Raw genomic sequence first — 25,054 nt, 5'->3', positions numbered from 1 at the left:
TTCCTTGTCCAGGTTAAGCAAGGGCTGAGTATAACCGTGCCAGAGCTGGCGCGCAGGGCGCGGTGTCGGAATGCTCAAAACAAATACCCCCGGTTGGGGCCGGGGGTATTCATTCACGGCGCGCTCGGTGAAATCAACCCTTGCCCTGTTCGCGGGCAATCGCCCGGTAGCCGATATCCGAGCGGTAGAAGCTGCCCTTCCAGCTCACTTTTTCAGCCAGCGCATAGGCTTGGCGCTGGGCGGCGCCGACGGTTTCACCCAGCGCAGTGGCGCACAGTACGCGGCCTCCAGCCGTGGTGACTCGACCGTCGAGCAACGCGGTACCGGCATGGAACACCTTGCCGGGCAGCGCTGCCGCGGCATCCAGGCCGTCGATCACATCGCCTTTGGCGTAGTCGCCAGGGTAGCCGCCAGCCGCGAGCACTATGCCCAGGCTAGGGCGCGGGTCCCACTGGGCCTCGATCTTGTTCAGAGCCTTGGCCAGGGCGGCTTCGACCAGCAGTACCAGGCTCGATTGCAGGCGCAGCATGATCGGCTGGGTTTCCGGGTCGCCGAAGCGGCAGTTGAATTCGATGACCTTGGGATTGCCCTGGGTATCGATCATCAAACCGGCGTAGAGAAAGCCCGTATAGGTGTTGCCTTCCTCGGCCATGCCCCGCACGGTGGGCCAGATCACTTGATCCATGACCCGCTGGTGTACCTCGTCGGTGACTACCGGTGCCGGAGAGTACGCGCCCATGCCGCCGGTGTTGGGGCCGGTGTCGGCATCGCCTACGCGTTTATGGTCCTGGCTGGTGGCCATGGGCAGCACGTTGCTGCCATCGACCATCACGATAAAGCTGGCTTCCTCGCCCTCGAGAAATTCTTCGATGACTACCCGAGAGCCTGCGTCGCCAAAGGCGTTGCCGGCCAGCATGTCACGCACAGCGTCTTCGGCTTCCTGCAGCGTGGTAGCTACGATAACGCCTTTGCCCGCAGCCAGGCCATCGGCCTTGACCACGATAGGCGCGCCCTGCTGGCGCAGGTAGGCCAGGGCGGGTTCGATCTCGGTGAAGTTCTGGTAGGCGGCGGAGGGGATCTGGTGCCGAGCCAGGAAATCCTTGGTAAAGGCCTTGGAACCCTCCAACTGAGCAGCGCCGGCGGTAGGGCCGAAGCAGTCCAGGCCGCGCTGGCGGAACAGGTCTACCACGCCCGCCACCAGCGGTGCTTCCGGGCCAACGATGGTCAACTGGACGTTCTGCTGAGCGAAGTCAGCCAGCTGCTCCAATGCCAGTACGTCGATGGCCACGTTTTCGCATTTGGCTTCAGTGGCCGTGCCAGCGTTGCCCGGGGCTACGTACACCTTCTCGACCCGAGGGTCTTGAGCGACTTTCCAGGCCAGGGCGTGTTCACGCCCGCCACTGCCGATGATCAAAACTTTCATTTTCAATTCCTGTTCGGTGCAAGCGACACCGGAAGAGGTCGCGATGCCGTGGGTAGATGCAAGGCGGCGTCGTTGTCCGGAAGCGGTGTTGCCTGTTGGCAATGAGCATTCCGGACAACGCCGCCAACGCCGCAGATGCCCGCGTCAGCACGACCGTTTTAATGTCTGAAATGACGCATGCCGGTGAACACCATTGCAATATCCGCTTCGTCCGCCGCGGCTATCACTTCCGCATCGCGCATCGAGCCACCCGGCTGGATCACGGCACGAATGCCCACTTTCGCGGCGTTATCGATACCGTCGCGGAAGGGGAAGAAGGCGTCAGATGCCATAACGGCACCTTCCACCGGCAAACCGGCGTGTTCGGCTTTGATGGCGGCAATGCGCGCGGAATTGACACGGCTCATCTGGCCTGCGCCCACGCCCAAGGTCTGACGATTACGGGCATAGACGATGGCGTTGGATTTAACGAACTTGGCCACTTTCCAGGCGAAGATCAGATCATGGATTTCCTGCTCGGTGGGCGCGCGGCGAGTGACCACTTTCAGGTCTTCAGCACCGATCATGCCGATGTCCCGGCCTTGCACCAACAGGCCACCATTCACCCGCTTGAAGTCCCAGGCCGTGGCGCGTTCGGCCGGCCATTCACCACAGGCCAGCAAGCGCACATTGGCCTTGGCCGCCACCACCGCGCGCGCCTCTGCGCTTACGCTTGGGGCAATAATGACTTCCACGAACTGGCGTTCGACGATGGCCTGGGCCGTGGCGGCGTCCAGCTCACGGTTAAAGGCGATGATGCCGCCAAAGGCCGACTCGCTGTCGGTGGCATAGGCTAGTTCGTAGGCTTGGCGGATGCCGCCTTCGGCGTCTGGGCATACCGCCACGCCGCAGGGGTTGGCATGCTTGACGATCACGCAAGCCGGTTTGGTGAAGCTTTTCACGCACTCTAATGCGGCATCGGTGTCGGCTACGTTGTTGTACGACAGCGCTTTGCCTTGAAGCTGGACCGCCGTGGCGATGCCGGCTTCAGCAGGCTTGGCTTCCACGTAGAAGGCCGCGCTCTGGTGCGGGTTTTCTCCGTAGCGCATGCCCTGGGCCTTGATGAACTGGCTATTGAAGGTGCGTGGGAATTCCCCCCGGCCCTCGGTGCTCAGGGTTTCGGCCTGGTGATCAATGGTGCCTAGGTAGTTGGCGATCATCCCGTCATAAGCGGCGGTATGTTCAAACGCTTTGAGCATCAGGTCGAAACGCTGGGCATAGGTCAGGCCACCGGCCTTCAGGCCTTCGATCACCCTTGGGTAGTCGCTGGTGTTGACTACGATGGCCACGTCTTTATGGTTCTTGGCCGCGGAGCGGACCATGGTCGGCCCGCCGATGTCGATGTTTTCGATGGCCGTAGGGAGGTCGCAGCCCGGCTTGGCGACTGTGGCTTCGAAGGGGTACAGGTTGACCGCAACCAGGTCGATGGCGCCAATGGCGTGCTCGGCCATCACCGCGTCGTCCACACCACGCCGCCCGAGAATCCCGCCGTGGATTTTCGGGTGCAAGGTTTTCACCCGGCCGTCCATCATTTCCGGGAAGCCCGTGTAGTCCGCTACCTCGATAGCGGCCACGCCGTTGTCCCGCAGCAACTTGAAGGTGCCGCCGGTGGACAGAATTTCCACGCCAAGGGCGGCCAGTTCGCGGGCAAACTCCAGGATGCCGGTTTTATCGGACACGCTGATCAGGGCGCGGCGGATCGGCAGGCGGGTGGTCTGGTCGGTCATTTCGATTTCCATTCAGAGCGGTTAGCAAAAAAGGCGAGCTGCATGCAGTCGCCTTTTCGGAATGTCGTGGGCTTCAGAGCAGATCGTACTGCTTGAGCTTCTTGCGCAGGGTGCCTCGATTCAGGCCCAGTATTTCACTGGCCTTGGTCTGGTTGCCCTTGACGTAATTCATCACGGTCTCGAGCAGAGGGGCTTCCACCTCGGACAGCACCAGGTTGTAGACGTCGGTCACCGAGGCGCCCTCAAGGTGCGCGAAGTAGTTGTGCAGCGCCTTCTCGACACTCCCGCGTAGGGTCTGCCCTTCTTCGGAGGGCGTGTTCAGGTGCTGCTTGAGGTTGACGTTGTCGCTCACCGGTGTTGTTCCACTCACTAATGTCTCGGTCATCATCGTCATGCGGCCACCCCTTTTGCGTCCTTTTCAACGAGGCTCCCATCACGTTCACGGAAAAACTCCCGAACGCTGGCGCACTGCGCCGTGGTCTCGTTCAAGCCATTGAAGCTGGCGCGAAATTCCTTTGCCCCTGGCAACGTAGCCAGGTACCAGCCCACATGCTTTCGGGCAATACGCACACCCATCACCTCCCCATAGAAGGCGTGCAGCGCGTTCAGGTGGTCCAGCAGAATTCGTTCCACTTCTTCCAATTGCGGCGCCGGCAGGTAGTGGCCAGTGCGCAGGTAGTGCTCGATCTCGCGAAAGATCCAAGGCCGCCCTTGCGCGGCGCGGCCGATCAGCAAGCCATCGGCGCCTGTGTGGCGCAGCACATCGCGAGCCTTTTCAGGCGAGGTAATGTCCCCATTGGCGAACACCGGAATCGACACCGCCTGCTTGATCGCCGCGATGGTGTCGTACTCGGCTTCACCCGTGTACAGGTCGGCACGGGTGCGCCCATGTACCGCCAGGGCGCTGATGCCGGATTGCGCCGCGATTTTCGCCACGGCCAGGCCATTGCGATTGTCACGATCCCAGCCCGTGCGAATCTTCAGGGTGACCGGTACGTCTACCGCCGCTACCACGGCTTCGAGGATGTCGGTCACCAGGGTTTCGTCTCGCAGCAGCGCCGAGCCTGCCGCCTTGTTGCATACCTTTTTCGCTGGGCAACCCATGTTGATGTCGATGATCTGAGCGCCTGCCTCGACATTGGCCTTGGCCGCCGCCGCCAGCATATGCGCGTCACCTCCGGCGATTTGAACCGAGCGCGGCTCCGGATCGCCTTCGTGGACCATGCGCAGCCGAGACTTGCGGCTGTTCCACAAGGACATGTCCGCGGTCACCATCTCCGACACCACCAGCCCCGCGCCGAGGCGGCGACATAACTGCCGGAATGGCTGATCGGTAACCCCTGCCATAGGGGCGAGGATCAGACCGTTGCCCAATGTATAGGGGCCAATTCGTACCGCCGCCATAGGTGTGCTACCCGTGATACCAGGCTATTGAAAAACGACCTGCGTGCCGAAGCGTTGCCTCGCCTACGTCTTTCAACAGCCTGGCAGGGCGGATCCGTCGAAGCCTGGAGTTCGAAAAAGGGATCGCATGATACCCGCTCTCGATGACCGGATAAAGGTCAAATTGGATAAAATCTGAGCAGTGACAAGCCAGGGGCAACCTAACCGGACAACTGGTTTCACTCAGGGGAATGGAAGGACAAACTGTAGTTCACCGCACGCTTGCCGGGGTCAAGAATATCCAGCGCGATATGAATGGGGACCTGTGGTGGCATTTCACTTTGGCCCGCCAGATCACCGTTCAGGTACTCCGAAGGCTTGAATCGTCGGCTGGCGATAAGCGTGTTGTTCAAGTCAGCGAAGCGCAACTCCAGCAAGGGAAACGGCTGGGCAAAGGTCGCCCGGTTGTAGATGATCGCATCGACCACCAGTGCCCCGGCGAAGGTGGGATGGCTACGCACCACCAGGTTGCTGCTGCGGATCAACTGGATATCCACGCGCGAGGGCACGGTGCAACCTAGGGTAGGGCAGAGGCTTACGAACCAAGGGCGGTAGCTGTCCTGGCGAGCCAGCTCATCGAAATGGAACGTCACGTACTGCCCAAGCAGGGTCAGGGCGGCGACAAGCGTCAGGGCGGTCCATAGCAGCCGTTTTCCCAAACTGCTTTTCGGCTTTTCCCACTGCAAGTGCAGGGGATCGTCTTGCAGCACCAGCAGGTGCTCCTCTCGCAACCCAGGCTCGCTACGGACAGGCTGCAAGGCTGGCGCTGAACGGCGGTCGACGGATGGCACCTCAAAGGAGTCATCGTCTTCTGTATCGGCACGCAGCGGCGTGATCGCCCAGGGCGCTCGTGCTACGCCCGCATCAGCAGGTAACACCTTGAGGGGTGCTGGCTCATTCAGCAGGTCGTCATCCGGCGAAGCCCCGGCCTTGCTCAACCGTGGTTCTTGACGTTGGGTCGCCGTCACCTCGGACGATGAAGGCTGATCGTGTTCGTCGTTATGGTGCTCGCCAAAGGGCTCATCGAGCCAGTCCTCGGCCTGGTCTCGCTGAGCGCTCAACGACGGTGCTTCATCGCTGGCCGAGGGTTTTGCAGGCCGCCGCTCAAGGCGCGCCAACTCGTCGTCCAAGTCCAGGCTGTCCAGGTCTGGCGTGGCCCTGGCCCAGGCCTCTGGTGTTGCCGAGAGCGGGGCAGCCACTGGCGCCGGGGGTGGCCCACCGTCAGGTGCCTGGGTCGCGCTTTGTTCCAGCAGTTGGCGAGCGGCGTTGAACACCTGCTTGCAGGCACCGCAGCGCACGGCACCGCGGGCCACGCTCAGTTGATTGTGGCTTACCTTGAAGCTGGTACGACAATGCGGGCACTGGGTAACGAAGCTTTCGGTCATGCGCGGGTCCGGTTGAAAGTTAGGCCTGCGGTCAACGGCGACGGCCGCTGATCCGTACCCACCCGTCGCGCTCGGCGATGGGGTCTAGTTCGAAGGCGTCGGCATAGGCCGCGGCCACTTCTTCACCTTGTTCGGCAAGGACCCCCGACAGTGCTAGCAGCCCGCCTGGGCGTACCCGTTGGGCCAGTTGCGGTGCCAGTGTCACCAAGGGGCCTGCCAGGATATTGGCCACCAGTACGTCTGCTTTCATGGCAGGCAGCGCTTCAGGCAAATACAGGGCCAGGCGCGCCTCGGCGATACCGTTGCGACCTGCGTTGTCCCGGGATGCTTCCAGAGCTTGTACGTCAATATCCGTACCTACGGCCGATTCCGCGCCTAACAGCAAGGCAGCGATCGCCAGAATGCCCGAGCCACAACCAAAATCCAGCACCTTGACGCCTTCCAGGGCCTGGCCATCGAGCCACTGAAGGCAGAGCGCGGTCGTTGGGTGGGTACCGGTGCCGAACGCCAGCCCTGGGTCGAGCAACAGATTCACCGCCCCTGGCTCGGGTGCTTCATGCCAGCTAGGCACGATCCACAAGCGCTGGCCGAAGCGCATGGGCTGGAAGTTATCCATCCAGCTACGCTCCCAGTCCTGGTCTTCGATCACCTCGGCATGGTGATCGGGCAACGGGTCCTCGGTTAGCAGCCGCAGGTGGGCAAAGACGGCCGTGGGTTCGGTATCCGCCTCGAACAGCGCCAGCAGGTGGGTATGGCTCCACAGTGGCGTTGTGTTCAGGTCTGGCTCGAAGATCGGCTGGTCTTCGGCATCCATGAAGGTCACCGAAACCGCGCCAATGTCCAGTAGCGCGTCCTCATAGATCTCCGCTTGTTCTGGGCCTATGGCCAGGCGGACTTGAAGCCAGGGCATGTACTGTTCCTTTGGTATGGGCGCTCATGGGCGCGGCGAATCAGGCGCGCCAGTGTACTGCACCGGCTCGGCTTCGGGTATGGCTGGCGGACTTGAGCTTACCTATCTATTACCTGAGCAAGGTGGGCGGATCTCAGTATCGCGGCTTTCACTCAGGAGGTGCGGGGATGCAACCTTTGACAGCGACGATGCAGGCCGCGCAAGGCCTGCAACAGGTAAAACCGGTGACAGAGATCAATGAGCGTTATTACTGGGCGCGCGTGCTGCGGGCGCGTCTGGATGACGTTCCTACCTTTTACGAAGTAACCCGCAAGCGAGCGATCAGGGCGATACGTGCCCGTTACCCCGACGGCCACATTCGAGACAGCTTGCTTGATGAGCTGTGTGTGGCACTGGTCAGGCGCGTACTCAACGGTGAGCCATTGCCCGCTACGCTAGTGAAGGAGGGTAGCGTAATCAAGGGCGCTACCCGGCCTTCCATCAGCCAAGAGCGAACCCGTGTGCTAGTGGACGTGATCGAAACGCTGCATAGCGATTTATTAGACACCTATAAGCGCACTGTGCGCGACCATTTGCTGGCACCCTTGGTCGGCGAGCCCGCTACGCCGACAAATACGGCCGAGCCAACAACGCGGGCTAAAGAGGCCGAGCAGTTGCTTGCGCGGCTAAAGGCGTTGTATGAGCGCTGGGCGCCAAGCCTGGACGCGGCCCTGGCGCCCCTGGCACCCATCACGCCTCACAAGGCCCTGGCCGCTTTGGCTGCCGCCCACGAGTGGCTATTAGATCCGCTTACGCTGGATAACCTGTTACGGGCCGACCAGCACACGGGCCCTGGCCAGGGTGCTTCAAATCGCAGGCCGTACTGGCTGCGCCTGGCCTCCGCTGAAGACAAGCATGTGTTAGCAGCGCTTGATGAGCAGTTGCAGGGCATGGAAGCAGCACTTGCCCGGGCCAGCGAGGGGCTTAATGACTTCGAATATTTCGTTGAGTTACAACTGGCTGAGTATGTTCGGCAACAGACCGGATTATCCATCGACCCTACTCAGGTGACAGTTGCCACTACCTATAAAGGCGCGGAGGGTGAGGATAGCTTTGTCGAGACGTTACCGAAGTTGCTATCCAGAGGGCCCTATGTGCCGGAAGGGGACGTACAACGCTGGATAGTAGCAGCGCCTGAAGAATTGGCTCCTGACGCCATCGATTGGCTTGGCCTGCTGAAGTGGTTCGATGCCCGAGTGTTCTACTTGAACAGGATCAACCCGTTCTACCAGCGCGCGGACACGCTTGCGCTTAGTTACGATACGTTAGATACACAGCTGTTACGCAGTGCATTCGTGGCGCAGCTACAGGGGCATATGAGCGGTGATAGTTACAAGGCTGTACGCCAGGCTCGAGAATCACCAAGGCCGGGGCCGGATCAACCCTCCTTGACAGGGCTCGCCCTACCTGGAATAGGTGGCTTGGCACTGCTGTTGTTCGTCAACCCTAACCCGAGTGCACTCCGGCCTTTTATTCTTTATGCGCCAGGCAAATACGATGGCCAAGAGTGGGTAGAGTTGCCTAGCCTGCGGGCGGTCACCCAGGAAATAGGCGGTTGGGTTGCCAGCAAGCAAGGGCGTTCGTACTTGCTAGGTTGCCTGCCCAGCACGCGACGCGAACGCGCTGAGCGCTACCTTGAAGACATGTTCCTCAAGCCGGCGCAGTGGCCGGCTTCGCTGGACTTTCGCGATAAGCCGATTCGATACAGCGAAGCGCTGTTCGGCTTGGTGGCATTTCAGCACGCGACTCACCGGGAACTGGTGGATCGAGCGATTGCCCCTCGTTGGTATATCAGAGTCCCTCTTGAGCAGCGCGCGGCGTTGAACTCGATAAATGAGCGGCTCAATTTGCTACAGCGCCGTGCGGATCAAACCGCGCTGAACCCCGAACCCTTTTTTGAATTCGCCAAACGCAAGGTTCAGGCAGATACGGCAGCCTACTTCGTGGAGAAGGGCATAGAAGGCCCGGTGGACCCAGAAACTGTTATTTTCAAATTCACCGATGCCTCGTTTTCCATAACCCAGCCAATTGAGCAAACAGTGACGCTGCTTGAGTTGGCGGTTACCGGCTATAAGGATAATGGCGGCCTGGACAACCCATTGATGCCGGTGTATTCGACCGTGCAGCAGGACCTCAAGGGCGCTCGCGCCGCTGACTTGGCGCGCTACATACGAAGCGCTTACCTGGGTGAGAAATACGAGCGGATGGTACGGGCGGAGTACCTGGGCGCGGGTGCCCCGTGGCGAGAGCAATGGTTTGCCCAACTTACTGCTCTAACGTTACGCCGCGATACCTATGCGGGCTACCTCAAAAAGCAGCTGAGCGAGTCACAACAGCGCGTCATCACTGCTGCCATCGAACGCTTGGAGGCCCGTGATGCAAGCATCGCCGTGTTCTATCGGGCTACCGTCAATGGCCAATCTTTGGGCGGCATCTATGTAGTACGGCTGCCAGACCAGGGGTTCAAGCAGGCGCTGCTCTACACCCCTCAGGCACCAGACGGCTATGTGTTCAGACCCTATGAACACGCCTTCGTCCAGGGTTTGAGCGTGGACATGCAGCTGTATTATCAACAGCGCGCACGCCTAGCCGCTTCTGACGGGGTGGCCGCGCGCCTGACGGCAATCGGCCTGGGCCGTGCGAAAGGCGATGGGGCAGGCTCTGGCGAACCTGTTACCGACCTGCGGGCGGAGTACAGGGTAGCGCTCGAAGACATGCTGGCCAATGTCGACCGCCTGACCAAAAGCCGTCGCGAGGTGATTATCGATGCGGTAACCACGGGAGTGAGCTTCGCTACCCTTTTGATTGGCGTGGCGTTTCCTCCCGTAGGCTTTGTGCTTGACCTTATCGTGCTTGGCGTTGACATCAGCCGGGGGTACAGCGCTTATCAGGAGGGTGACGAAGCAGGGGCGGCCGGCTTTTTTGGCGGGGCGCTTGTCTCTGCGTTATTCTTGGCGATACCGATAGGCTTCCACCATTTCAATAAAATAACGAGCACGGCGAAAGCGTCTGTGCGTTCCGCGCCGGGCCTTTACCGGGGCGCCGCTCACCGACAGCCGATCGGCCCTGGCCGCGGACTACGCGGCGGCATTGACTCGCTTGATGTGCGCCAGGCGCTCAAGCACGCCCCTGTAGGGCTTGAGCCTGTCACCGAACTTGGCCTTACCGCGGGCCTTTATCGACAGCGAGCCAATGTCAGCAGGCCCCAGGACAGGTACTTCATCAAGCAGGATGACCGGTACTTCGAGGTGCAGGTCGATGAAGCGGCCGGTACACTGCGGCTCGTCGATGCCCGCCACCCCATGGCCAACTACAAAATGCCGGTGTATCGCGCCCCTGAGGGCCATTGGACATTCAACCCCGCCACTGGCCTGCGCGGAGGCCGGGCGCCCATTTATCTGGGCGCACTGGATGACATTGCCGACGTGTTCCCCAGCGGCGTCACCTTGAAGCCCAACCGCGTTGCCTTGCCCGGGGAGGGGGTAATCAGCGCCTATCACCCAGCCAAGGCTGACAACTACCTGATTGGTATCGAAACCCAGGATTCTGTGGTGACCACCTTATATAACCCTGCCACGGGTAAAGGCGCTGTGCTCAATATCGACCATGGCATCGAAGCCCCTATCACTGACGCAATCGGTAACGTGCTCAAGGCATTGGGGCCGGTAGAACCCGCCAAGCCCATCCAGGCCACGTTGCATGGCGGTGACTGGCTTGTGTTGCCGGGGGATATTCTCAAACAAGTGAAGCATGCGCTTGGCTTACACGCTGTGCTACCACGCTTGGAGGTTTCCTTGGCAAGAGATGGCCTAGGCGGGTCTTGGGGCAAACTACTGGACGTGAAAACAGGGGCGAGCCTGATGTGGCGCTTCTCCATCACCGGACGCAAAACCTTCTATGACCGATATAGAGAGTATCCAGCGCTCGGTGACGAGCAGTTGCGTACCCGCTCGAAACGGTTCTGGAATCGCTTAAGAGAGCGGCGCTGGACTCAACAGGGTGACCAGATGTATTGGAACGAATGGCGTGGCGTGGATACCGAGAAGGGGCGTGAGCTGGCAGCCATTCCCATACACGCGGTAGACGACTGAAGCGCTAACGCCGCATGCCGGGGTAACCTGGCATGCGGCGGGCGGTATTATCGGGCTTTTTCTTCGGCCAGCTTGTGTTCCAGGTAGTGGATGTTAACCCCACCTTTACAGAAGCCTGGGTCCCGAGTGAGGTCCCGGTGTAACGGAATGTTGGTCTTGATGCCGTCTACCACGATTTCATCCAGGGCATTGCGCATGCGAGCCATGGCTTCGTCCCGGTCCTTCCCGTAGGTAATCAGCTTGCCGATCAATGAATCGTAGTTCGGTGGTACGGCATAGCCGCTGTACAGGTGCGAATCCACCCGTACGCCGTTCCCGCCCGGGGCATGGAAGTGCTTGACCGTGCCAGGGCTAGGAATGAAGGTACGCGGATCTTCGGCGTTGATTCGGCATTCCAGGGAATGGCCGCGAATCACCACGTCGTCCTGGGTGAACGACAGCTTGTTGCCAGCGGCAATGCTGAGCATTTCCTTGACGATGTCGATGCCAGTGACCATCTCGGACACCGGATGCTCTACCTGTACCCGGGTATTCATTTCGATAAAGTAGAAACGCCCGTCTTCGTACAGGAACTCGAAGGTACCCGCCCCGCGATAGCCAATCTCAATACAGGCTTTTACGCAGCGAGCCAGTACTTCCTCGCGGGCCGCTTCGTCGATACCCGGTGCTGGCGCTTCTTCCAAGACCTTCTGGTGGCGACGTTGCAGTGAGCAGTCGCGATCGCCCAAGTGTACGGCCTGGCCTTGACCATCGGACAATACCTGCACTTCCACGTGACGTGGATTGGTCAGGAATTTTTCCAGGTAGACCATGGGGTTGCCAAACGCTGTGCCAGCCTCGTTGCGCGTAAGCTTGGCCGAAGCGATCAGGTCTTCTTCCTTGTGCACCACACGCATGCCGCGGCCACCACCGCCACCGGCAGCCTTGATGATCACCGGATAGCCGACTTCACGGCCAATGCGCAGTGCTTCTTCTTCGTCTTCAGGCAAGGGGCCATCTGAGCCCGGCACGGTAGGAACGCCCGCGCGCTTCATGGCGTCTTTGGCCGATACCTTGTCGCCCATCAGTCGGATGGTATCGGCCTTGGGGCCAATGAAGGCGAAGCCGGACTTTTCTACCTGTTCGGCGAAGTCGGCGTTTTCAGCCAAAAAGCCATAGCCTGGGTGAATGGCGGTCGCGCCGGTCACTTCGGCGGCGGCGATGATCGCCGGAATATGCAGGTAGGATTTGGTCGCTGGGCCCGGGCCGATGCATACGGATTCGTCAGCCAAGCCCAGGTGCATCAGCTCACGGTCGGCGGTGGAGTACACCGCGACGGTTTTGATGCCCAGTTCCTTGCAGGCGCGCAAGATACGAAGGGCTATCTCGCCGCGGTTGGCGATCAGAACTTTTTCCAACATCGCAGGCTCTCCGCGGTTCAAACGATGGTGAACAGCGGTTGGTCGAATTCAACCGGCTGCCCGTCTTCCACCAGGATGGACTCAATGACGCCACTGACTTCCGCTTCGATGTGGTTCATCATTTTCATGGCTTCGACAATGCACAAGGTGTCGCCTTTCTTCACGGTTTGCCCCACTTCGGCGAAGTTTGGCGAGGCCGGCGATGGCTTGCGGTAGAAAGTACCGACCATTGGCGAGCGAGCCACGCTACCGTTGAGCTTGGCTACGGCAGGCGCGGCCTCGGCGGCAGGCGCGGCAGCGGCAGCCGGCGCGGGCGCTTGGGCCATCGGCGGCGCGGCGTAGAACTGCTGAGCCGGGGCTTTGCTATGGCGGCTGATCCGTACGGATTCTTCGCCTTCTTTGATTTCCAGCTCGTCGATGCCGGATTCTTCCAGCAGCTCGATCAGTTTTTTGACTTTACGAATATCCATGAACTTCAACTCCCGCATGGGTCAGGGGTTTTAAAGGCAAAAGGGTTCAGGTAACCCTGAATGGCCTGGCAGCCCGGTCGGTCGACATCGGCACTGTTGGCCGCGAGCGCACTGGCAGGTGTGGTACCCGCCAGGGCTGATACGTATGTCCTTGAGCGCGCGCCGCTAGATAGCGCGTCAGGGTGTGGGATGCTCACCAGGCGCGCCGCGTCACGTAAAAACGCAAGGACAGCGAGAGCAATGGGTGATACATCACAGAGGTTCTCAGCAAAATCGGCATCGGTGGACCCTTTTAATGCTTCTTGTAGGCGGGTGCGGGGCCGACTATGCCCAAATGTAGGCGGTATGTCCAGTTTGCCGACGCTGTCGGCACGTTTGCCGAGAATCCCGGCATTTATTTGACCAGCAGTTTGCAGCCGGTCATGTGCCAAGGCTTTGGGCAAAAAGCCTTATTCAGGTACTTTGGCCAAAAAGCCTTTCAGGTCTACTTCCCCTACCACGCGGGCGTTCAGCACTTCGCTGCCATCGGCCTTGAAGAACTGAAGGATGGGCGGGCCGAACAGCCCGTATTGATCGAGCAAAGCGCGCTGGGCTTCGGTGCTGGCGGTGATATCGAATCGAAGCTTACGGTGATTGGCCAGCTTGGCCTGTACCCCGGGCTGGTTCAGTACTTCGCGTTCGATCACTTTGCAACTGATGCACCAGTCGGCATACCAGTCCACTATCACCGGGCTGCCGGCCGCAGCTGCCGCCGCCAAGGCTTGCCGTAGCTCAGGGACCTGACTGATGGTCTGCCACTCGCTGGGGGTGGAGGGGGTTGCTGCTTGGCTGGGGCCGGCAGCTAGGGTGACAGGTTGCAAGGGGTTGCCATTGCCGCTAAAGGCACCTGCCCAACAGGCCAGGCCGTAGCAGAAACAGAGCAAACCCAGCGATTGCCGTAAGCGCGCGCCTGTCACCTTGGTGGATGAAAGGTCCAAGGCACCGAGGAATAGCCCAACGCCCACGGCCAACAGCCCAATAAGGATAAGGGTGACAGGCCCCGGCAACACTCGGCTCAGCAATCCAATAGCCAGCCCTAGCAGCAATACCCCGATGGCGTTCTTGACCGTTACCAGCCAAGGGCCACTCTTGGGTAGCCAGGCCGCGCCTCCCGCGCCGATCAGCACCAGAGGCGCGCCCATGCCCAAGCCAAGGGCTAGAAGTTTGAGGCCGCCGCCCAGGGCATCGCCGCTGGCGCTGATATAAAGCAGCGCGCCGGCCAAGGGTGCGGACACACAAGGCGAGACCAGCAGGCTAGACAATACCCCCAAGGCAGCGGCGCCTAGCAGCGAACCCCCTTGGGTACGCCCGGCCACGCTATCGAGCCAGTCGTTCAACCGACGCGGCAGCTTGAGTTCGAACGCACCGAACATGGCCAGCGCGAATAGCCCAAAGAACAGCGAGAAGGGCACCAGTACCCAGGCCGATTGCAAACGCGCCTGTAGGTTGAGGCTGGCGCCGAACACGCCCATCAAGGCGCCCAGCACTGCGAAGCAGGCGGCCATTGGAAGGGCATAAGCCAGTGACAGGCTCAGGCCCCTAAGCCCACCGACCTGGCCGCGCAGAACTACACCCGACAGGATAGGCAGCATTGGCAGCACGCAGGGGGTGAAGGTCAGGCCAAGGCCGGCGAGGAAAAACAACGCCAATTCACGCCACGACCAGCCCTCGGGCGCCGTTGTGCTGGCCGGTAGCGTGGCCGGGGCGCCAGCGATGGCCGGTATGCTCAGGCGCTGGGTTTCAGGAGGGTAGCATAAGCCTTTGTCGGCGCAGCCCTGATAGGTGACCACCAAGGTAAAGGCTTGGTTGGCCGAAGCGGGGCGAGGAAGCGCCACATCCACTACATTGTGATACACCTCTACATCACCGAAGTACTCATCGTGTTTGTGTTGGCCTTCGGGCAACTGCGGCGGGCCCAGTGTGATGTCGCCAGGGTCGGTTTTGAACTGCAACCGATGCCGGTAGAGGTAGTAGCCTTCAGCGGCCACGAACCGCACGCCAATGGTGCCCTGCGCAGCGTCTACCTGGCTCAGCTGGAACGCCTCGCGAACAGGCAGGAACCCTTCACCGCCCACTGACGATCCGCCCAACACGGCGCTGGGGCGTTGGCCTAGCAAGTCGGCATGGGTTGGCAGGGCAATCAGCAGCAGTAACGCGAACAACAGGCGGATCATGGGCGGCTCGGTCGGGTGGGAGACAAGCATCATAACCAAGCCAGCCTCTGGTACCGAACCGTCATTGTCACTAAATCAGAAAAATCCAGCCGGGTTGCCCTCCAGCCGCTGATTGCCCTGACGAAGGTCAAGGGGCCGCGGGATTGCTCGAGCCACGCTTGAGCAAGGGTACTTAAGGTTAGGCTCCCCCGTCTGAGGATGGGTATTCTCTACTACCGGCCTTATCTTATAGTGCAGGGTGTGCCCCCACCGCCTTGCCAGCCGGTGGTAGCTCGCGCTTGGCACCATGACGTGCCGACGCGGTCGAACCGATCACCTGCAAGTACGAAAGGACCACCCAATGCTCGACTGGAAGAAACGTACAGACACCCCCGAATCGCCTCCAGGGGCCTCTGCAGGTACCCGAGCCGAGCCGTCCTCGCGAGGCTATTGGAAAAGCCTGTTCCTTAGCCGCGCGCTGTTGACCGTGCTAGGCCTCTATTTGCTGGTGGTGCTGGTGCTAGGGATTTACTGGAGCCGCGAACCGGACCTGTTTTCGGTCCAGCAAACGGCTCAAAGTGCGATTCAGCGCGAGAATCGCCAGATGGTCGTAGGTTTTACCACGGTCGAAACCTTGAAGCAGGTCGCCAGCACCTTGATGAACAAGCCGGGTGGTTACCTTTCAAACGACCGCCTGCCACCGGGCGTATGGCTGGATAACATGCCCAGTTGGGAATACGGCGTATTGGTGCAGGTGCGTGACCTGAGCCGCGCGCTGCGTAAGGATTTTGCCCGCTCCCAATCCCAGTCCACTGAAGACGGAGACCTGGCCAAGGCCGAACCGCGCTTTAACTTCGACAATAAGAGCTGGGTGCTGCCTTCGAGCGAGTCGGAGTTCCAGGAAGGGCTCAAGTCCTTGAATAACTTCCAGCGTCGGCTGACCGACCCTAGCCCTAACGCGTTCTTCTATGCCCGCGCCGATAACCTGAACAACTGGTTGGGGGATGTTTCTACCCGCCTGGGCTCATTGTCTCAGCGGTTGTCTGCAAGCGTTGGCCGGGTAAAACTCGATACCAAGGTAAAGGTAGAAACCCTAGCCCCGGGCACCGCGCCGCAACTTGAAGAGCAGTTCGTGGAAACCCCATGGATGCAAATCGATAACGTATTCTATGAAGCTCGCGGTGAAGCCTGGGCCCTGTCGCATCTGCTGCGCGCCATCGAAGTGGACTTCGCCGACGTGCTGGCGAAGAAAAACGCTACCGTAAGCGTGCGCCAGATCATTCGTGAGCTTGAGGCCTCTCAGGAGCCGTTGTGGAGCCCAGTCGTGCTCAACGGTAGTGGCTTCGGGATCTTCGCCAACCATTCGTTGGTCATGGCCAATTACATCTCCCGCGCCAACGCCGCTGTGCTGGACCTGCGTCAGTTACTGTCCCAAGGATGAGTACAGGTGGCTTGATCGGGGCTCAGGAGGCTGCGCATCGCGAGGCCTCGGACCAGGAGCTGATCGCTTGGGTTGATGAGCAGGACCGCTTGCTGGGCGAGCTACCCCGCGCTCAATTACGCGAGCGTGGGCTTATCGGCCGAGGCACGTTCATCGTGCTGTTCGATAGCCAAGGCCGCCTGTGCGCGCAGCAGCGTACCCTCAGCAAGGCGGTATACCCAGGCTACTGGGACGCGGCAGCTGGGGGTATGGTCCAGGCCCATGAAACCTATACGTTGTCAGCCGAACGGGAACTGGGCGAAGAGCTGGGCGTAACGGGTGTACCCTTGCGCGAACATGGCCGGTTCTTCTTCGAGGCCCCAGGAAACCGGCTGTGGTGCGCGGTGTTTTCCGCCGTATGGGACGGGCCCTTGAAACCGCAGCCGGAGGAAATCAGCCAAGTGTGCTTTGTTCACCCACAGGCATTGATTGCCCGTATAAGAAATGAGCCCTGGTGCCCCGACTCTATCGAGGCCTTGCGGCGTTATTTCCCTCACATGCTGCCTGGCGAGGCAAGCGCCTAGGTCAAGGCCGCATGAATTTTATAAATTGCCCAGTCCTGGCCCTTAGCACAGGGCACTTTTGCCGTTAAACTGCGCGACCTTTTCAATCCCGTGCCGAGGATTGCCGATGGCCAAAAAAGCCTCCTCCTTCGCCTCCTTGGGTGGCTTGGTGTACTCCACCGACAGTGGTCGGCATTGCCCCGATTGCGGCAAGCCGGTTGGCGAGTGCGTGTGTGCTCAAGCCGCTCTGCCTCAAGGAGATGGTATCGCTCGGGTGCGTCGCGAGAGCAAAGGCCGTGGTGGCAAGACCGTAACCACGGTCACGGGGGTTCCATTGACTTTGGAGGCGCTCAAGGCCTTGGCGACCGACCTCAAACGGCGCTGTGGTACGGGAGGCGCGGTCAAGGATGGGGTCATCGAGATTCAGGGTGACCACGTAGAGCTGCTGTTGGCCGAACTGACCCGCCTGGGCCACAAGGCGAAGAAGTCTGGCGGCTAGCCCGGCCACGCCCTGCACCAGAGGGCTTGTATAAAGCCTAAACTCGGCGCCTTGTCTGGGGTCTATCCCGCAGGCACCGCTATCACTTTCTTCCCACCTGCCGGCACCCTTCACCTGCCGGCCTGGATCTATCACAGGGGACCTCGATGTCCGTAAGACGCACTCGCAAAGACGATGGCAGCCAATGGACCGTTGCGGACAGCCGTAGCGTTTACGGGATCAGGCATTGGGGCGCTGGCTACTTCGCCATCAATGAACAAGGGCGCGTGGAAGTACGACCCAACGGGCCGGACAGCCCGGCCATCGACCTGTTCGAGCAAGTACAGCAACTGCGCAAGAGCGGGCTGTCGTTGCCGCTGCTGGTACGCTTTCCGGATATTCTCCAGCACCGCGTACGCCAACTGACCGGTGCCTTCGATGCCAATATCGCGCGCCTTGAATACCAGAGCAGCTACACCGCGCTCTACCCGATCAAGGTCAACCAGCAGGAAGCAGTGGTGGAGAACATCATTGCTACCCAGGATGTGTCCATTGGGCTGGAGGCGGGCTCAAAGCCTGAGCTGATGGCCGTGCTGGCCCTGGCCCCCAAGGGTGGCACCATCGTCTGCAACGGCTACAAGGACCGGGAATTCATCCGCTTGGCTCTGATCGGGCAGAAGCTGGGCCACAACGTGTTTATCGTGATCGAGAAGGAATCCGAGGTTCAGCTTGTGATCGAGGAGGCGGCCGAAATCAAGGTCAAGCCACAGATCGGCCTGCGTGTACGCTTGTCTTCCTTGGCTTCCAGTAAGTGGGCCGACACCGGTGGTGAGAAATCCAAATTCGGTTTGTCCGCGGCGCAGTTGATCTCCGTTGTAGAGCGCTTCCGCGAGGCTGGGCTGGAGCAGGGCATTCGCCTGCTGCACTTCCATATGGGCTCGCAGATCGCCAACCTGGCTGACTACCAGCACGGCTTCAAGGAAGCCATCCGCTATTACGGCGAGCTACGCAACCTGGGCCTGCCGGTGGACCACATTGATGTAGGCGGCGGCCTTGGCGTGGACTACGACGGCACCCATTCGCGCAATGCCAGTTCCATCAACTACGACATGGACGATTACGCCGGTGTGGTGGTGGGCATGCTCAAAGAGTTTTGCAACGAGCAGGCGCTGCCGCACCCGCATATCTTCTCGGAAAGCGGTCGCTCCCTGACCGCGCACCACGCCATGCTAGTGATGCAGGTCACCGACGTGGAGCGCCATAACGACGCAACCCCAGAGCTGCCGGATTACGACAGCCTGCCGGAAACCGTTCAGTGGCTGGCCGACCTGTTGGGCCCAACGGACCCGGAAATGGTCACCGAGATCTACTGGCGCGCCACGCACTATATCGGTGATATCGCTGCCCAGTACGCCGATGGCAAGGTGACCCTGGCCCAGAAGGCCTTGGCCGAGCAATGCTACTTTGCCGTATGCCGCAAGCTGCACAACCTGCTTAAGGCGCGTCAGCGTAGCCACCGGGCAATCCTTGATGAACTCAATGACAAGCTGGCCGACAAGTACATTTGCAACTTCTCGGTTTTCCAGAGCCTGCCTGATACTTGGGCCATTGGCCAGGTGCTGCCAATCTTGCCATTGCATCGTTTGGATGAAGAGCCGGTGCGTCGTGCTGTACTGCAAGACCTTACCTGCGACTCCGATGGCAAGATCAAGCAGTACGTGGACGAGCAGAGTATCGAGACCAGCTTGCCGGTGCACCCGGTCAACAAGGATGAAGACTACATGCTGGGTGTGTTCCTGGTAGGTGCCTACCAAGAAATCCTTGGGGACATGCACAACCTGTTCGGTGATACCGACTCGGTGAACATCTACCAAACCGCCAACGGCAGCGTGTACCACGCGGGTATCGAAACCCACGACACCATCGAGGACATGCTGCGCTATGTGCATCTGTCGCCTGAAGAGCTGATGACCCACTACCGTGACAAGGTGGCCAGCGCCAAGATCAGCGTGCGTGAACGTACCACCTTCCTGGATGCGCTGCGCCTGGGCTTGACCCGCTCGTCCTACCTGTCTTCCTGAGGCAGCCAGCGGTCTTGGTGGGCCAGATAAAGGGCAATGGCGCCTAGCGTGATTGCCCTGGCCGCCATGAACCATAGGAAACTTAGCCAGAGGCCTGGGTTGCCCCAGCTCTGGGTCAACCAAGCCACGGGTGCCGCCAGCGCCAGGCTGGCCAGCATGCCATTGCGCATCTCTCGGGCCCGGGTAGCGCCGATAAACAGCCCGTCCAATAAGTAGCTTCCCACTGCCACCAGCGGCAGTATCGCTAAATAAGGCAAAAAGCGCGCGGCGGTGTCGTGCACGCTGGGAATATCCGTTTGTAGCCGGATGAACATCTGGCCAAAGGTGCCAAAGAACACCACGAAACCCAGGCTGGCCAGCAACGACCAGCCCGCGGCGACAACCATGGAGCGGCGCAGCGCAAGCCGGTCCCTGGCGCCGATATCGTGGCCGCATAGAGCCTCTACGGCATGGGCCAGGCCATCCAAGGCATGGGCGGTCAGCAGTAGCCCATTGAGTAGCAGCGCGTTGGCGGCCACGGTGGCATCGCCCAGCCGTGCCCCTTGCACCGTAATAAGAAAGAACACGGCCTGTAACGCTAGGCTACGGATAAAAATATCTCGGTTGACCGTCAGCAGTGGTGCCCAATTGGCCCATGTGCGTAAACGCTGCCAGGGTATTTGCCCTGTATGGGCTTTAAGCGCAGGGCCTACCATCACGAGCCCCAAGGCCAAGCCACACCACTCCGCCATTACTGACGCCCAGGCCGAACCTTTTACGCCCCAACCCAGGCCTAGCACCAGCGTCAGGTTCAGGGCAATGTTCAGCGCATTGGTAACCAGCAACATGGCAAGGGGCGCGCGGGCGTTTTGTGTACCTAGAAACCAACCCACCAGGGCGAAACCGCCGAGGGTAGCAGGTAGCGCCAGCAGCCTGATGTGAAAGAACGCCAAGGTGCTGTCCGCCAAGGCGGCCGAAGGTTGCATCCAGTGCAGGGCCAAACGGCTCAGGGGCAAGGCGAGCACACCCAGCAGGAGCGAGAAGCCTGCCGCCAGTAGCAGCCCCTGGGCCAGTACCTGGCGTAATCCGTCTCCGTCCCCGCGGCCCACGGCTTGCGCGGCGAAACCCGTGGCGCCCATGCGCAGAAAGCCCAGCGCCCAGGCAAGCAGGCTGAACAAGCTGGCGCCGACGGCCACCGCGCCCAGCTGGTGCGCGTGAGGCAAATGACCGATGACGGCGCTGTCTACCAGCGCCACCAAGGGCACCGAGAGATTGGACAGAATCATGGGAGCGGCCAGGGCCCAGACCCGGCGGTGGGTCGGCCGATGCTGCCAGTCTTGTAGAAGTGAGGTCATGGAAAAGCCGGCGTGGCGCACGAGTGGGAAAGGGCGCCACCCTAGCTCAAAGCTCAGGTCAGGGTCAGGGTCAGGGTCAGTGCATGATCCAGCTAAGCAGCCAGAGGCCCAGCAAGGTCCAGATGATGCCCAGTACAATACTTGCCCGCATAAAGGCACGGACTGCCGCATAAAGCAGGGCCAGGCCGATCACCAGCGCAATGATGCTGATCAGGGAGGTATCCATCCCTAAGGTACGGGAGAGCCCTTCGATAAAATTACCGCCCGCATGGGTCAGGGCACCAAAGATGCCGCTCAAGCCGTCCACAATAAAGCGGATGACCGCGCCGATCGCCTGGCCAAGCCATTCGAAAAAACCGTCTACCTGCATGGTGTGATTCCAGTGGCCGGCGTGCGCCGGGTTCGTGGCATTGGTCACTCAAGGCCGGTAGTGGTTCCCGTACCGCTTGGTTTTCCTCTCGGCCAGGTGAATCAGCGCACCCAGGTGAGCGCCGCCATAAAACCCATTAACAGAAAAGGCGCCAGGGGAGGGGCGATGGCTGGGTCGGGTGCCAGGTTGGCCAGGCGTTCACGGTGTTTACGGTTGAGTTGGCGCCATACCCGTTGACCCATCATCAGCCACGCCAGGGCTACCACCAGAGCAGTTATGGAGGTACCTAGCCAGTGCAGGGGATCAGTGGCCAAGGCCAGGGTGCCAAGCAGCTTTACTTCGGTTTCGGTAAGCCTGCCCAGCCAGTAGGCCGGGAGGGTAATTGCCATGCTTAGCGCCAGGGCGAGGGCGCCTTCACTAGCGGGTGCGCCTAACCAGGTGTGCCCGGTGGTGAACAGGTACCACAAGGCAAAGCAGCCACCACCCAGGGTAAGCGCGTCAGCGATGTGTCGCTGGCGCAGGTGTTGTTCGGCACAGCAGGCAAACCAGATCAACAATACAAGGCCATGCATCGCTAGAGCTTCCTTTTTAGCGCTACTACTAGACCGCCCTTCCGAGGGTGTGGCCAGCCGCTGGTTTGGCTGCACCGAAGCCTGGCGCGGTGGCCGATTCGCTGGCGGCGCCAGCGCTTAGAGGGTAGTGCAGCCCTGAACTGCAAAATCGTCAAGGCCGCCTGGCGTTTTAGGCTAGCGCGGTGGGTAGTGCTGCAACAGGCTGTTAACGGTGCGGCGCAGTTTGTCTGCCCGCTGTGCCGGGCCCGCGCCGTCGTCGGTCATGATCTGCTCCTGGCTCGCACGCCACACCAGCTTGCCGTCGTGGCCGTCGAGCAGGTCCAGTTGCAGGGTACCTACCCGGTAATCGATGCTGCGGGTTTCGTTCCAGCCTGGGCTCATCCAAGGCCCGCCCCAGCCAGCGCCCCAAGGGCCGTTATAGCGGGTGGTGATTTGCTCCTGGCGGTTGTCCACGATCAGCCAGGCGCGCACCCTGAGGTCTGGCGCAGCATTACCGGCCGGCCGCAGACCACGCTGCTCCAGTTGTTCGGCTACTGCTTCGCGCACGCGCTGTTCGGTCAGGTCGCTGTGGATGCGGGGGTCATCGGGGCGGTATTGCAGGGCAGGCTCCTGCCATGCCCAACTGCGGTATTTGGCAAAGTCTCGGGCGGTATCGAAATCTTGGTTGACCCGGTCACTTTGGCAACCGCTCAGGGCCAACGTTAATACACAGCAAAGCCAAGGCAGGGCACGCATGGAAACCTCACAATGTCACTGGGGTGGATAGGTAGATAACGCCTTGCTCACGGCGGTGCGCAGCGCATCGAGGCGCTCACCCTGGCTGCCTTGGGCCGAGGCATCGATCGAAGCGTTCCATACCTCTTGCCCGCTGCTGGCCTCCAACAGATGCAGCTGGACCACCAACACCTGAACTTCATAGGTACGCACTACCGGTGCGCTACCGTAATTGCCATAGCCGCCATAAGGGCCGTAGGGCCGATAGCCTGGGCCATAGTAGCCGCCGTAGCCTTCCTGTACCTGCCGTAGACGCCGCTCCTGACGCAATTCCACGGCTATGTTCAGGTCCGCCGGGCCGGTACGGGCAGGGCGCAGCCCCCGTTGGTCCAGGCCGGTGCTCACCGCTTCGGCGATTTGTTCCGGGGTAGCCCAGGTGGTGCTGGGTGGCAAGCGGTTATTGGCCCAGGCCCAGCTGCGATAGCGGCCATAGTCACGCGGTGCCGCGGGGTAGGCACTGGGGTCCAGCGGCAGCCCGGCGGCGGGGGGCGCCGCGGGTAAAGGCAGGCTGCTGGCCACATAGGGGTTCGACCCCTGGCAGGCCCCGAGGCCCACGCAGCACAATACCAGGGCAAGGCGGTAATTCATGGTGATCCCTCCCGAGCCTGCGGCCGCTTTAGCAGGGCCGGCATAGCCAGTGCAAGTAACGCCCTAGCCCGGCGAAGGCTGGGTGGCGGCGGTAGTGAAGTTCCATGGCCAGCAAATCGACGCTGTCAGCCTTGGCTTGAAACTCCATGGGCATATAGTCGTGGAATACTCGCACGCCACTGCGGCTTTCGACCCGCCACGCCTGGGCGAGTTGCGCCTCTAGCTCTCGTGGGTCCAAGGGGGTTTGCGGGGTAAGGCTTTGCTTTTCACCGGCCAGGCTTTCACCCTTGAGCTTGCGGAAGTGGCCCTTGAGCAAGTTGCGGTAAACCAAAGCGTCGCGATTGTAAAACGCCAATGACAGCCACCCGCCCGGTGCTACCCATTTGCCCAGGGCAGGGAAAATCGCGCTCGGGTCCGCCAGCCATTCCAGCACCGCATGGCATACCACCACATCATAGGTTGTGTCACCCAGTTGCTCGACCAGGGTTTGCCAGGAGGCCTGGATGAAGGTGCCTTCCAACCCCGCCTCGGCGAAGCGCTCGCGGGCCGCTGCCAGCATCGGTTCGGCCGGCTCGGCGAGGGTTACATCATGGCCCTGGGCAGCGAGCCAGGCCCCCATATGGCCCAGCCCCGCGCCAACGTCCAATACTCTTAGAGGCCGTTGCGGCAGTGTTTCGCTCAGGTCGGCCTGCAGCACCGCCAGGCGAATCGCCCCCTTGGCGCCGCCGTAGATTTTATTGGCGAAGCGGGCGGCCAGGGCGTCGAAATGGCGGTCTTTCATTGAGCGAACCGCCGTTCGTTATCGGCCAGCTTGGCGCTGACCACCTGGTTCATGTCCAGGCCCAGTTCGCCGCATAGCAATAGCAGGTACAACACCACGTCGCCTATTTCCTCACCGGCATGGGCTAGCTGCTCGGGGGGCAAGGCCTGGGACTGGGCTTCGCTGAGCCATTGGAAGATTTCCACCAGCTCGGCCATTTCCACACTGGCGGCCATGGCTAGGTTCTTGGGGCTGTGGTATTGCCTCCACTGGTTGGCGTCGCGGATACGGTGCATCCGCGCGGTGAGGTCTTGCAGGTTCATAAGGCTCTCCTAAAGCTTATAGCTTCAGCGCCTAAAGCTTGCGAATCAAGTGTGCAACACCGCCGCGGCGGACGATACCACCAGCACGACGGCCAGCACGCGGTTCAGCCAGCGTAATCGCACAGGGCTGCCAAGCCAGCGAGCGGCGCCCCGGCCCAGTACGGCCCAGGCGCCCAAGCAGGGCAGCGAGACTAAAAAGAACGCCACGCAGAGCGCATTCAAATCCTGGCCTTGGGCGGTAAACACGCCGATCACCGCCATAGCCATCAGCCAGCACTTGGGATTGACCCATTGCAATAAGGCCGCGCCCACCAAGCCCATTTCTGGCTTTTCCGTTGCAGCCCCAGCCGTTATGGCTGATACCGGGGCGCTGAAGATGCGCCAGGCTAGCCACAGCATCCAACACAGCCCCAGGCCAGTGACCATAGGCTTTACCCCCGGCAACAGCAATAGGCCACTGGCCCCGGTACCGGCCACCCACACCAAGGACGCGGCCCCGGCACCGGCCCCCAGGATGATAGGCAGGCATGGCCGCCAACCGCGCCGGGCGCTGGTACTGAGCACGATCAGATTGGTGGGGCCCGGGGTAATGGAGGCGACGAAGGCGAACAGAATGAAAGCAAGCATGGCACAACCCTAAGTGGAAACCAGGGATTACTGTGCAGTGTGGCT

22 protein-coding genes are annotated in these 25,054 nt (G+C 60.9%); 5 read left to right on the top strand and 17 right to left on the bottom strand.

The window, feature by feature from the left end:
- Positions 1 to 133: 133 nt before the first annotated feature.
- The 6 genes from purD to prmA form a co-directional block, all read right to left on the bottom strand.
- Positions 134 to 1,423, bottom strand: coding sequence for a phosphoribosylamine--glycine ligase (gene purD, locus ACWKV4_RS16160; RefSeq protein ID WP_483833107.1), 1,290 nt, complete (start codon positions 1,421 to 1,423; stop codon positions 134 to 136).
- Positions 1,424 to 1,581: 158 nt separating this feature from the next.
- Positions 1,582 to 3,189 carry a bifunctional phosphoribosylaminoimidazolecarboxamide formyltransferase/IMP cyclohydrolase gene (gene purH / locus ACWKV4_RS16155; RefSeq protein WP_483833106.1) on the bottom strand — a complete coding sequence of 536 codons (1,608 nt, stop codon included), beginning with the start codon at positions 3,187 to 3,189 and terminating at the stop codon, positions 1,582 to 1,584.
- Between the two features lie 73 nt (positions 3,190 to 3,262).
- Positions 3,263 to 3,583: a DNA-binding transcriptional regulator Fis gene (fis, locus tag ACWKV4_RS16150; RefSeq protein ID WP_483833105.1), complete on the bottom strand. Its 321-nt coding sequence runs from the start codon at positions 3,581 to 3,583 to the stop codon at positions 3,263 to 3,265.
- The gene (gene dusB / locus ACWKV4_RS16145; RefSeq protein WP_483833104.1) at positions 3,580 to 4,593 is read right to left on the bottom strand and encodes a tRNA dihydrouridine synthase DusB; all 1,014 of its coding nucleotides are present in this window, start codon (positions 4,591 to 4,593) and stop codon (positions 3,580 to 3,582) included. Before dusB ends, fis begins: the two co-directional genes overlap by 4 nt.
- Before the next feature lie 218 nt (positions 4,594 to 4,811).
- Entirely contained in the window at positions 4,812 to 6,017 is a 1,206-nt protein-coding gene (locus ACWKV4_RS16140) for a DUF3426 domain-containing protein (RefSeq protein ID WP_483833103.1), read from the bottom strand.
- A 31-nt stretch (positions 6,018 to 6,048) separates the two neighbouring features.
- Positions 6,049 to 6,927 carry a 50S ribosomal protein L11 methyltransferase gene (gene prmA, locus ACWKV4_RS16135; RefSeq protein WP_483833102.1) on the bottom strand — a complete coding sequence of 293 codons (879 nt, stop codon included), beginning with the start codon at positions 6,925 to 6,927 and terminating at the stop codon, positions 6,049 to 6,051.
- Positions 6,928 to 7,094: 167 nt separating this feature from the next.
- On the opposite strand from prmA, the gene ACWKV4_RS16130 reads away from it, so the two are divergent.
- On the top strand, positions 7,095 to 11,057 hold the full coding sequence (locus ACWKV4_RS16130) for a dermonecrotic toxin domain-containing protein (RefSeq protein ID WP_483833101.1): 3,963 nt from the start codon (positions 7,095 to 7,097) through the stop codon (positions 11,055 to 11,057).
- Positions 11,058 to 11,104: 47 nt separating this feature from the next.
- Here ACWKV4_RS16130 and accC read toward each other — a convergent pair whose 3' ends face one another.
- The 3 genes from accC to dsbD all read right to left on the bottom strand — a co-directional run bounded on the left by accC (position 11,105) and on the right by dsbD (position 15,140).
- Entirely contained in the window at positions 11,105 to 12,457 is a 1,353-nt protein-coding gene (accC, locus tag ACWKV4_RS16125) for an acetyl-CoA carboxylase biotin carboxylase subunit (protein WP_483833100.1), read from the bottom strand.
- Between the two features lie 17 nt (positions 12,458 to 12,474).
- The gene (gene accB, locus ACWKV4_RS16120) at positions 12,475 to 12,927 is read right to left on the bottom strand and encodes an acetyl-CoA carboxylase biotin carboxyl carrier protein (protein WP_483833099.1); all 453 of its coding nucleotides are present in this window, start codon (positions 12,925 to 12,927) and stop codon (positions 12,475 to 12,477) included.
- Between the two features lie 449 nt (positions 12,928 to 13,376).
- A complete protein-coding gene (dsbD, locus tag ACWKV4_RS16115; RefSeq protein ID WP_483833157.1) occupies positions 13,377 to 15,140 on the bottom strand; it encodes a protein-disulfide reductase DsbD in 1,764 nt (587 codons plus the stop codon).
- A gap of 340 nt (positions 15,141 to 15,480) precedes the next feature.
- Between dsbD and ACWKV4_RS16110 the strand changes: the two genes are divergently transcribed.
- The 4 genes from ACWKV4_RS16110 (at position 15,481) to speA (ending at position 19,661) form a co-directional block, all read left to right on the top strand.
- Complete coding sequence (locus ACWKV4_RS16110; protein WP_483833098.1) at positions 15,481 to 16,560, top strand: DUF2333 family protein; 1,080 nt, start codon at positions 15,481 to 15,483, stop codon at positions 16,558 to 16,560.
- Positions 16,557 to 17,123 (top strand): NUDIX hydrolase, encoded by a 567-nt coding sequence (locus ACWKV4_RS16105; RefSeq protein WP_483833097.1) that lies wholly within the window; start codon positions 16,557 to 16,559, stop codon positions 17,121 to 17,123. Before ACWKV4_RS16110 ends, ACWKV4_RS16105 begins: the two co-directional genes overlap by 4 nt.
- Before the next feature lie 106 nt (positions 17,124 to 17,229).
- Entirely contained in the window at positions 17,230 to 17,601 is a 372-nt protein-coding gene (locus tag ACWKV4_RS16100; protein ID WP_483833096.1) for a translation initiation factor Sui1, read from the top strand.
- 146 nt (positions 17,602 to 17,747) lie between these two features.
- On the top strand, positions 17,748 to 19,661 hold the full coding sequence (speA, locus tag ACWKV4_RS16095) for an arginine decarboxylase (RefSeq protein WP_483833095.1): 1,914 nt from the start codon (positions 17,748 to 17,750) through the stop codon (positions 19,659 to 19,661).
- Here speA and ACWKV4_RS16090 read toward each other — a convergent pair.
- The 8 genes from ACWKV4_RS16090 to ACWKV4_RS16055 all read right to left on the bottom strand — a co-directional run bounded on the left by ACWKV4_RS16090 (position 19,646) and on the right by ACWKV4_RS16055 (position 25,009).
- A complete protein-coding gene (locus ACWKV4_RS16090; protein ID WP_483833094.1) occupies positions 19,646 to 20,995 on the bottom strand; it encodes an MATE family efflux transporter in 1,350 nt (449 codons plus the stop codon). The two genes, speA and ACWKV4_RS16090, sit on opposite strands and share 16 nt — an antisense overlap.
- A gap of 76 nt (positions 20,996 to 21,071) precedes the next feature.
- The gene (locus ACWKV4_RS16085; RefSeq protein ID WP_483833093.1) at positions 21,072 to 21,365 is read right to left on the bottom strand and encodes a hypothetical protein; all 294 of its coding nucleotides are present in this window, start codon (positions 21,363 to 21,365) and stop codon (positions 21,072 to 21,074) included.
- Between the two features lie 101 nt (positions 21,366 to 21,466).
- Positions 21,467 to 21,937 carry a prepilin peptidase gene (locus tag ACWKV4_RS16080; RefSeq protein ID WP_483833092.1) on the bottom strand — a complete coding sequence of 157 codons (471 nt, stop codon included), beginning with the start codon at positions 21,935 to 21,937 and terminating at the stop codon, positions 21,467 to 21,469.
- A 174-nt stretch (positions 21,938 to 22,111) separates the two neighbouring features.
- Positions 22,112 to 22,672, bottom strand: a complete 561-nt coding sequence (locus tag ACWKV4_RS16075; protein WP_483833091.1) for a DUF4136 domain-containing protein — start codon at positions 22,670 to 22,672, stop codon at positions 22,112 to 22,114.
- Positions 22,673 to 22,687: 15 nt separating this feature from the next.
- Entirely contained in the window at positions 22,688 to 23,299 is a 612-nt protein-coding gene (locus ACWKV4_RS16070; RefSeq protein WP_483833090.1) for a DUF4136 domain-containing protein, read from the bottom strand.
- A 28-nt stretch (positions 23,300 to 23,327) separates the two neighbouring features.
- Entirely contained in the window at positions 23,328 to 24,080 is a 753-nt protein-coding gene (locus ACWKV4_RS16065; protein ID WP_483833089.1) for a methyltransferase domain-containing protein, read from the bottom strand.
- Positions 24,077 to 24,382: a MazG-like family protein gene (locus ACWKV4_RS16060; RefSeq protein WP_483833088.1), complete on the bottom strand. Its 306-nt coding sequence runs from the start codon at positions 24,380 to 24,382 to the stop codon at positions 24,077 to 24,079. The genes ACWKV4_RS16065 and ACWKV4_RS16060 overlap by 4 nt, the downstream gene beginning before the upstream one ends.
- Positions 24,383 to 24,427: 45 nt before the next feature.
- Entirely contained in the window at positions 24,428 to 25,009 is a 582-nt protein-coding gene (locus tag ACWKV4_RS16055; RefSeq protein ID WP_483833087.1) for a LysE family translocator, read from the bottom strand.
- Between the last annotated feature and the right edge of the window lie 45 nt (positions 25,010 to 25,054).

The sequence above is a fragment of the Pseudomonas artemisiae genome, assembly GCF_057128685.1.
This window is presented reverse-complemented; position numbering and strand designations above follow the sequence as displayed.

Bases quoted from the DNA above. Each gene is read 5' to 3' on its own strand.
- purD (WP_483833107.1), bottom strand. From the start codon at position 1,423: ATGAAAGTTTTGATCATCGGCAGTGGCGGGCGTGAACACGCCCTGGCC.
- purH (WP_483833106.1), bottom strand. From the start codon at position 3,189: ATGACCGACCAGACCACCCGCCTGCCGATCCGCCGCGCCCTGATCAGC.
- fis (WP_483833105.1), bottom strand. From the start codon at position 3,583: ATGACGATGATGACCGAGACATTAGTGAGTGGAACAACACCGGTGAGC.
- dusB (WP_483833104.1), bottom strand. From the start codon at position 4,593: ATGGCGGCGGTACGAATTGGCCCCTATACATTGGGCAACGGTCTGATC.
- ACWKV4_RS16140 (WP_483833103.1), bottom strand. From the start codon at position 6,017: ATGACCGAAAGCTTCGTTACCCAGTGCCCGCATTGTCGTACCAGCTTC.
- prmA (WP_483833102.1), bottom strand. From the start codon at position 6,927: ATGCCCTGGCTTCAAGTCCGCCTGGCCATAGGCCCAGAACAAGCGGAG.
- ACWKV4_RS16130 (WP_483833101.1), top strand. From the start codon at position 7,095: ATGCAACCTTTGACAGCGACGATGCAGGCCGCGCAAGGCCTGCAACAG.
- accC (WP_483833100.1), bottom strand. From the start codon at position 12,457: ATGTTGGAAAAAGTTCTGATCGCCAACCGCGGCGAGATAGCCCTTCGT.
- accB (WP_483833099.1), bottom strand. From the start codon at position 12,927: ATGGATATTCGTAAAGTCAAAAAACTGATCGAGCTGCTGGAAGAATCC.
- dsbD (WP_483833157.1), bottom strand. From the start codon at position 15,140: ATGATCCGCCTGTTGTTCGCGTTACTGCTGCTGATTGCCCTGCCAACC.
- ACWKV4_RS16110 (WP_483833098.1), top strand. From the start codon at position 15,481: ATGCTCGACTGGAAGAAACGTACAGACACCCCCGAATCGCCTCCAGGG.
- ACWKV4_RS16105 (WP_483833097.1), top strand. From the start codon at position 16,557: ATGAGTACAGGTGGCTTGATCGGGGCTCAGGAGGCTGCGCATCGCGAG.
- ACWKV4_RS16100 (WP_483833096.1), top strand. From the start codon at position 17,230: ATGGCCAAAAAAGCCTCCTCCTTCGCCTCCTTGGGTGGCTTGGTGTAC.
- speA (WP_483833095.1), top strand. From the start codon at position 17,748: ATGTCCGTAAGACGCACTCGCAAAGACGATGGCAGCCAATGGACCGTT.
- ACWKV4_RS16090 (WP_483833094.1), bottom strand. From the start codon at position 20,995: ATGACCTCACTTCTACAAGACTGGCAGCATCGGCCGACCCACCGCCGG.
- ACWKV4_RS16085 (WP_483833093.1), bottom strand. From the start codon at position 21,365: ATGCAGGTAGACGGTTTTTTCGAATGGCTTGGCCAGGCGATCGGCGCG.
- ACWKV4_RS16080 (WP_483833092.1), bottom strand. From the start codon at position 21,937: ATGCATGGCCTTGTATTGTTGATCTGGTTTGCCTGCTGTGCCGAACAA.
- ACWKV4_RS16075 (WP_483833091.1), bottom strand. From the start codon at position 22,672: ATGCGTGCCCTGCCTTGGCTTTGCTGTGTATTAACGTTGGCCCTGAGC.
- ACWKV4_RS16070 (WP_483833090.1), bottom strand. From the start codon at position 23,299: ATGAATTACCGCCTTGCCCTGGTATTGTGCTGCGTGGGCCTCGGGGCC.
- ACWKV4_RS16065 (WP_483833089.1), bottom strand. From the start codon at position 24,080: ATGAAAGACCGCCATTTCGACGCCCTGGCCGCCCGCTTCGCCAATAAA.
- ACWKV4_RS16060 (WP_483833088.1), bottom strand. From the start codon at position 24,382: ATGAACCTGCAAGACCTCACCGCGCGGATGCACCGTATCCGCGACGCC.
- ACWKV4_RS16055 (WP_483833087.1), bottom strand. From the start codon at position 25,009: ATGCTTGCTTTCATTCTGTTCGCCTTCGTCGCCTCCATTACCCCGGGC.